The sequence below is a fragment of the Hydrogenophaga sp. genome (genome assembly GCF_028698005.1).
In the GTDB taxonomy this organism is placed as follows: domain Bacteria; phylum Pseudomonadota; class Gammaproteobacteria; order Burkholderiales; family Burkholderiaceae_C; genus Hydrogenophaga.
On the sequence record NZ_JAQVEJ010000146.1, the window covers coordinates 1 to 7,270 of the forward strand.

Consider the following 7,270-nt stretch of genomic DNA (forward strand, 5'->3'; position numbering starts at 1 on the left):
TCTCGATCTGTTCCCGATCTTCACCGAGGAAGCGCTGGAGCTGCTGCCCCGCATGGGCGGGGCCCTGCGCCAGTGGGTCGCCCGACCGGAAAACGGCAGTGCCCGGGCCGAGGTGCTGCGCGCCTTGCACACCCTCAAGGGCAGCGCGCGGCTGGCCGGCGCCTTGCGCCTGGGCGAGATGGTCCACCGCATGGAGACCGATGCCGAGTCGCTGGGCAGCGAGCACCTCACGTCGGCGCTCCTCGAACCGCTGATCGCGTCCTACGACGCCATCCATGCGCGCTTCGACGCCCTGCGCGAAGGCGATGCCTCCGTGCACGACGCGGTGCTGACGGCACCCGAAACAACCCCCGAGCCGGCACCGGCTGCCGCGCCTGCGCCGACGCCCGCGCCGGTCGCACCGGCCCGCGTGGCCGATGAACCCCCCGCGGTGGCCGCCGCGGCCCCGTCTGCACCGGCGTCCACCACGGGCGGGCTGGTGCTGCCGGTGCCGCCCAGCCTGGCGGCCACGCGGGCCGGCGCCGCCGTGCGCGTGCGACCCGAGCTGCTCGACCGCCTGATGAGCCAGACTGGCGAGGTCATGATCAGCCGCTCGCGCATGGAAGCCGAGCTGCTCACGCTGCGCGGCTCGCTCAAGGACCTGACCGGCAACCTGGACCGCCTGCGCCAGCAGTTGCGCGACATCGAGCTGCAGGCCGAGTCGCAGATGCAGTCGCGCCTGGCCCAGGCCAAGGACGCCAACCAGTCCTTCGACCCGCTGGAGTTCGACCGCTTCACCCGCGTGCAGGAACTCACGCGCATGATGGCCGAGTCGGTCAACGACGTGGCCACGGTGCAGCGCAACCTGCAACGTGCCGTCGAAGCCACCGAAGACAGCCTGGTGGCCCAGGGGCGCCAGGCGCGCGAGCTGCAGCGCGATCTGCTGCGCACGCGCATGGTGGAGTTCGAGGGCATCTCCGAGCGCCTGTACCGCGTGGTGCGGCAGGCGGCCAAGGAAAGTGGCAAGCAGGTCCGGCTGGACATCGTCGGTGGCGCGATCGAAATGGACCGCGGCGTGCTCGATCGCATGACGGCGGCCTTCGAGCACCTGCTGCGCAACAGCGTGGTGCACGGCATCGAGACGCCCGAGGCGCGTCTGGCCGCCGGCAAGCCGGCCGAGGGCCGGATCGAGATCCGGCTGGCGCAGGAACTCAACGACGTGTCGGTGGTGTTCCAGGACGACGGCGCCGGGATCGACCTGCAACGCCTGCGGGAAAAGGCGGTGGAGCAGGGCCTGATCGCGGCGGACGCGGCGGTCTCCGACAGCGAACTGGCGCAACTGGTGTTCCGCGCCGGCCTGAGCACCGCCAGCGTGGTCTCGGCGCTGGCCGGCCGTGGCGTGGGCATGGACGTGGTGCGCAGCGACGTGCTGGCACTGGGCGGCCGCATCGAGACCTCGACCCGGTGCGGCGAGGGCACCCGCTTCACGCTGGTGCTGCCGCTGACCACCGCCGTGACCCAGGTGGTGATGCTGCGCGCCGGCGACATGACGGTGGGCGTGCCCTCCAGTCTGGTCGAGCTGGTGCGGCGCGTGTCGGCCGACGAGCTGGCCGCCGCCTATGCCAGTGGCCGTCTGCGTGCCGGCAATGAAGACATCCCGTTCTACTGGGCGGGTGCCCTGCTGCAGTCCTCGCCACGCTCGACCGAGGCGCTCGGCCGCACCTTGCCGGTGGTGATCTTCCGCAGTGCCGCGCAGCGGGTGGCGGTGCACGTGGACGAAGTGCTGGGCAACCAGGAAGCGGTGGTCAAGAACCTCGGCCCGCAACTGTCGCGCCTGCCGGGCCTGGCCGGGATGTCGGTGCTGGCCTCGGGTGCCGTGGCCCTGATCTACAACCCGGTGGCGCTGGCCTCGGTGTACGGCGACCAGGTGACGGCCTGGGTGGCGGCGCAGACGGCGGCGCCCACGGCCGCGGCCGGCCAGGCCGGCACCGACGAGCCGGCCGTGGCGGTCAGCAACGTGCCGCTGGTGCTGGTCGTGGACGACTCGATCACCGTGCGCCGCGTCACGCAGCGCCTGCTGCAGCGCGAAGGTTACCGGGTGGCACTGGCGGCCGACGGCCTGCAGGCCCTGGAGCGCCTGCAGCAGGAGCGCCCGGCCGTGGTCCTCTCCGACATCGAGATGCCGCGCATGGACGGCTTCGATCTGGTGCGCAACATCCGCAGCGACGCCCGCCTGGCCGATCTGCCGGTGATCATGATCACCTCGCGGATCGCCGAAAAACACCGCGAGCACGCCCGCGAGCTGGGCGTTGACCATTACCTGGGCAAGCCCTACTCGGAAGAGGAACTGCTGGCGCTGATCGCCCACTACGCGAGTCTGACGACCGCATAGCGCTGCAGCGTGCGCTCCCGTGCCTCGGCGTGATCGACGACGGGCCGCGGGTAGCACTCGCCCAGCGTCACGCCGGCCGCGGCCAGCTCCACCTCGCTCGCCCGCCAGGGCGCGTGCAGGAGCGGGTCGGGCAGGGCGGCCAGGGCCGGCAGGTAGCGCCGGATGAACTTGCCCTGCGGGTCGAAGCGCTGGCTCTGGGTCACCGGGTTGAAGATGCGGAACCAGGGCTGGGCGTCGCAGCCGCTGGAGGCCGCCCACTGCCAGCCGCCGTTGTTGCTGGCCAGCTCGTAGTCGATCAGGTGGTCGGCGAAGTGCTGCTCGCCCCAGCGCCAGTGCAGGCCCAGGTCCTTGACCAGAAAACTGGCCACGAGCATGCGCAGGCGGTTGTGCATGTACCCGGTCTGCTTGAGCTGGGCCATGGCCGCGTCCACCAGGGGGTAGCCGGTGCGTCCCTGGCGCCAGGCCTCGAACAGGGCCTGGGCATGGCGGCCGTGCTCGAAGCGGACCCGGTCGTAGGCGGGCTTGAAGGCCCGGCTCACCACGTGCGGGTGGTTGGCCAGGATCTGGTGGAAGAAGTCGCGCCAGATCAGCTCGTCCAGCCAGGTGCTGGCGCCCTGGATGCCCTGCCCGTGCAGGCGGTGCGCGATCGACGCCACCTCGCGGATCGACACGGTGCCGAAACGCAGGTGGGCTCCCAGGTAGCTCGGGCCCTTGACGGCCGGGAAATCGCGCGCCTCGTGGTAGTGCCCGATGCGATCGATGAAGTCGGCCAGCAGGCGTTGCGCGCCGCTGCTGCCGCAGGGCAGCGGCAGCAGCGACAGGTTCGTCGGCGTGAAGTCCAGGTCCGACAGCCGGGGCACCGGGCTGTTCCACTCGCCGCCCACCGGCCCCGGCAGGGGGGCCAGGGCCGCGGCCAGGGGTGCCACCGGCCAGGGCCGCAGGTGCTCCCCGCCGAGCTGGTTCAGCCAGGCCTTGCGGTAGGGCGTGAACACGCTGAACACCCCGCCGGCGCGGGTCAGCAGCTCGCGCCGCTCGAAGATCACGTGGTCCTTGTAGCCGTGGAACATGATGCCGGCATGGGCCAGGCCGCCGAACACCTGGGCGTCGCGCGCCTTGGCCGCCGGGTCGTCGTCGTGGTTGGCGAACACCGCCTGCACACCCAGGCGGGCGGCCAGCGCCGGAATGGCCTCGCGTGCCCGGGCATGGCGCACGATCAGACCGGTGTGCGCGTGGCCGTGCTGCCGGCCCAGTGCGCGCAGCCGTTCATCGAGCTCGACCACCGACTCGCGGATGAACTCGACCCGCCGGTCGGCCGTCAGTCCGCGCGCGGTCAGCGGATCGAGGATCTCGGTGTCGAACACGAACACGCACCAGACCTGCCGGCACGCGCTGAGCGCGTGGTGCAGCGCGGCGTTGTCCTCGGCGCGCAGGTCGCGCCGGAACCACATCAGACCTTTGTCATAGCGGTTCATCGTCGGTGGCCGGGCGGCGGCATAAAATCAGGGAATGTCCGCTGATTTTGCACCCACCAACCTGACCGATCACTTCCTGATCGCGATGCCAGGCCTCAGCGACGACCTTTTCGGCCGCAGCGTCGTTTACATGTGCGAGCACAGCGAGCGCGGCGCACTGGGCCTGGTGATCAACAAGCCGGCCGACATCCTGCTGCCACAACTGTTCGACAAGCTCGATCTGCCGCTCAAGCGCGAGGACCTGCGCGAGCGGCCGGTGTTCCAGGGCGGGCCGGTGCAGACCGAGCGCGGTTTCGTGCTGCACGAGGCCATTGACGCCGGCGCGGGCGAGGGCGAGTCGGTGTACGCCTCGACCATGTCCATCCCCGGTGGCCTGGAGATGACCACCTCGCGCGACGTGCTCGACGCCATGGCCAGCGGCGCGGGCCCCCGCCGCGTCTTTCTCTCGCTGGGCTACTCGTCCTGGGGCAAGGGCCAGCTCGAGTCCGAGATCGGCGAAAACAGTTGGCTGACCGTGCCCGCCAACCACGAACTGATCTTCGACACCCCGGTGGACCAGCGCTACGAGCGCGCGATGGGTTTGCTGGGCCTGCAACCCTGGATGCTCTCGCCCGACGCAGGGCACGCCTGATGGACGTGCCGGATGCCTGCCAGACCTTCCTGGCCTTCGATTTCGGACTCAAGCGCACCGGGGTGGCCAGCGGCAATCGCCTCACCCGCACGGCGACGCCGCAGGCGACCATTGCCGCCGAGGGCGACGCGCGCTTCGAGCAGATCGCCCGCCGGCTGAAGGAGTGGCAGCCCGACGCGCTGGTGGTCGGCGTGCCCTTTCATCCCGATGGCGCGGCCCACGACAACACCCAGCGCGCGCGCCGGTTCGCGCGCCAGTTGCGCGGGCGCTTTGCCCTGCCGGTGTTCGAAGTGGATGAGCGCTACAGCACCACCGAGGCCCACAGCCTGGGTGCGCGCGACGCCGACGCCGCGTCGGCCTGCATCATCCTGGAACAGTTTTTGAGACAACTGCCATGACCCCATCCACCCATCTACAGGATTCGCTGCACATCGACGCCGAGCAGCTCTACCAGACGCTGCTGCGCGGCGTGCGTGGCCTGATCGCCAGTGCCGACGGCCCGCTGCGGCTGGTCGGCATCACCTCCGGTGGTGCCTGGCTGGCCCAGCGCCTGCAGCGCGACCTGGGCCTGGACGGCGAGGCCGGCGTGATTTCCTCGTCCATGCACCGCGACGACTTCGCCAAGCGCGGGCTGTCGGTCACCGCACAGACGCGCCTGCCGTTCGAGGTCGGTGGCGCCCACGTGCTGCTGGTCGATGACGTGCTCTACACCGGCCGCACGCTGCGCGCGGTGCTCAACGAGCTGTTCGACTACGGCCGGCCGGCCAGCGTCCGGCTGGCCGTGCTGGTGGACCGGGGCGGGCGTGAACTCCCGGTGCAGGCCGACTTTGCCGCGGCCCGGGTCACGCTGCCCGCATCGCAATCGCTGGAGCTGGTGCGCGACGAGGGCGGCTGCCTGCGTTTCGCCGTGGAGGCACAGGCATGAGCAAGACACGCAACAACCCCCAGCTCAACCGCAACGGCGAGCTGATCCACCTGCTGTCCACCGAAGGCCTGCCGCGCGAGATCCTCACGCACATCCTCGACACGGCGTCGAACTTCGTCAGCGTCAACGACCGCGAGGTCAAGAAGGTGCCGCTGTTGCGCGGCAAGAGCGTGTTCAACCTGTTCTTCGAGAACAGCACCCGCACCCGCACCACCTTCGACATCGCCGCCACGCGCCTGTCGGCCGACGTGTACACGCTGGACATCGCGCGCAGTTCCACCGCCAAGGGCGAGTCGCTGCTCGACACCATCGCCAACCTCTCGGCCATGGCGGCCGACATCTTCGTCGTGCGCCACAGCGAAAGCGGCGCCCCCTACCTGATCGCCCAGCACGTGGCGCCGCACGTGCACGTGGTCAACGCCGGTGACGGGCGCCATGCGCACCCGACGCAGGGCCTGCTCGACGCCTACACCATCCGCCACTACAAGAAGGACTTCACCAAGCTGTCGGTGGCCATCGTCGGTGACGTCGTGCACTCGCGCGTGGCGCGCTCCGACATCCATGCGCTGACCGCGCTGGGCTGCCCCGACGTGCGCGTGGTCGGCCCGCGCACGCTGGTGCCCAGCGACCTGTCGCACCTGGGCGTGCGCGTGTGCCACACGCTGGAGGAGGGCATCAGGGACTGCGACGTGGTCATCACGCTGCGCCTGCAGAACGAGCGCATGAGCGGCGCGCTGCTGCCCTCGAGCCAGGAATACTTCAAGAGCTTCGGCCTCACGACCGAGCGCCTGCGCTGGGCCAAGCCCGACGCCATCGTCATGCACCCGGGCCCGATCAACCGCGGCGTCGAGATCGATTCCGCCGTGGCCGACGGCCCGCAGAGCGTGATCCTGCCGCAGGTGACCTTCGGCATCGCGGTGCGCATGGCGGTGCTCAGCATCGTCGCGGGGAACGAGGCATGAGCGCGGCCGACTCTCCGTTCTGGAGCCCGGCGATCCGCGGCCTGCACGCCTATGTGCCGGGCGAGCAGCCGCAGGGCGGCGGCTGGATCAAGCTCAACACCAACGAGAACCCGTACCCGCCGTCGCCGCTGGCGCTGGCGCGCATGCGCGAGGCGCTGGACGAGCGCCTGCGCCTGTACCCCGACCCGCAGGCGCTGGCGCTGCGCCAGACCATCGCCGGCCTGCACGGCCTGGGCACCGACCAGGTGTTCGTCGGCAATGGCTCCGACGAGGTGCTGGCGCTGGCCTTCATGGCCCTGCTGCGGCACGGCCGGCCGGTACTGTTCCCCGACATCACCTACAGCTTCTACCCGGTGTACGCCAACCTCTACGGCGTGGCGGCCGAGCGCATCCCGCTGACCGACACCTTCGAGGTGCGTGTGGCCGACTACGCGCGTCCCAACGGTGGCATCGTGCTGCCCAACCCGAATGCGCCCACGGGCGTGGCGCTGCCGCTGGCCGACATCCGCGCGCTGCTGCAGGCCAACCCGGGGTCCGTGGTCGTGATCGACGAGGCCTACGTGGACTTCGGCGCCGACAGCGCGGTCAGCCTGGTCGGCGAGTTCCCGAACCTGCTCGTGGTGCAGACCCTGTCCAAGTCGCGCTCGCTGGCCGGCCTGAGGGTGGGTTTCGCGCTTGGCCAGGCGCCGCTGATCGAGGCGCTGATGGTGGTCAAGGACAGCTTCAACTCCTATCCGCTGGACCGGCTGGCGCAAATCGGTGCCCAGGCGGCACTGGAAGATCACGCGCACTTCGAGCAGACGCGCCAGCAGATCATCGCCTCGCGCGAATGGCTGACCGGTGCGCTGACGCAGCGTGGCTTTGCCTGCCTGCCCTCGTCGGCCAACTTCCTGTTCGCGCGCCATCCCG

7 protein-coding genes are annotated in these 7,270 nt (G+C 70.5%); 6 read left to right on the forward strand and 1 reads right to left on the reverse strand.

Translation table 11 applies throughout. The annotated features are described in order from the left end of the window. A partial coding sequence (locus PHQ87_RS12800; RefSeq protein ID WP_300234933.1) for a response regulator occupies positions 1-2,371 on the forward strand: 2,371 nt, incomplete at its 5' end. Here PHQ87_RS12800 and PHQ87_RS12805 read toward each other — a convergent pair. After that, the gene (locus PHQ87_RS12805; protein ID WP_300234935.1) at positions 2,347-3,843 is read right to left on the reverse strand and encodes a deoxyribodipyrimidine photo-lyase; all 1,497 of its coding nucleotides are present in this window, start codon (positions 3,841-3,843) and stop codon (positions 2,347-2,349) included. The genes PHQ87_RS12800 and PHQ87_RS12805 overlap by 25 nt on opposite strands. A gap of 34 nt (positions 3,844-3,877) precedes the next feature. On the opposite strand from PHQ87_RS12805, the gene PHQ87_RS12810 reads away from it, so the two are divergent. From PHQ87_RS12810 to PHQ87_RS12830, 5 genes are all read left to right on the forward strand, one after another. After that, positions 3,878-4,474, forward strand: coding sequence for a YqgE/AlgH family protein (locus PHQ87_RS12810; RefSeq protein WP_300234938.1), 597 nt, complete (start codon positions 3,878-3,880; stop codon positions 4,472-4,474). Continuing rightward, on the forward strand, positions 4,474-4,872 hold the full coding sequence (gene ruvX, locus PHQ87_RS12815) for a Holliday junction resolvase RuvX (protein WP_300234941.1): 399 nt from the start codon (positions 4,474-4,476) through the stop codon (positions 4,870-4,872). Before PHQ87_RS12810 ends, ruvX begins: the two co-directional genes overlap by 1 nt. Next, positions 4,869-5,399 carry a bifunctional pyr operon transcriptional regulator/uracil phosphoribosyltransferase PyrR gene (gene pyrR, locus PHQ87_RS12820; protein WP_300234943.1) on the forward strand — a complete coding sequence of 177 codons (531 nt, stop codon included), beginning with the start codon at positions 4,869-4,871 and terminating at the stop codon, positions 5,397-5,399. Before ruvX ends, pyrR begins: the two co-directional genes overlap by 4 nt. Further along, entirely contained in the window at positions 5,396-6,361 is a 966-nt protein-coding gene (locus PHQ87_RS12825) for an aspartate carbamoyltransferase catalytic subunit (RefSeq protein WP_300234946.1), read from the forward strand. Before pyrR ends, PHQ87_RS12825 begins: the two co-directional genes overlap by 4 nt. After that, positions 6,358-7,270, forward strand: a 913-nt coding sequence (locus PHQ87_RS12830) for a histidinol-phosphate transaminase (protein ID WP_300234948.1), incomplete at its 3' end; no start/stop codon positions are given. The genes PHQ87_RS12825 and PHQ87_RS12830, both read left to right, overlap by 4 nt.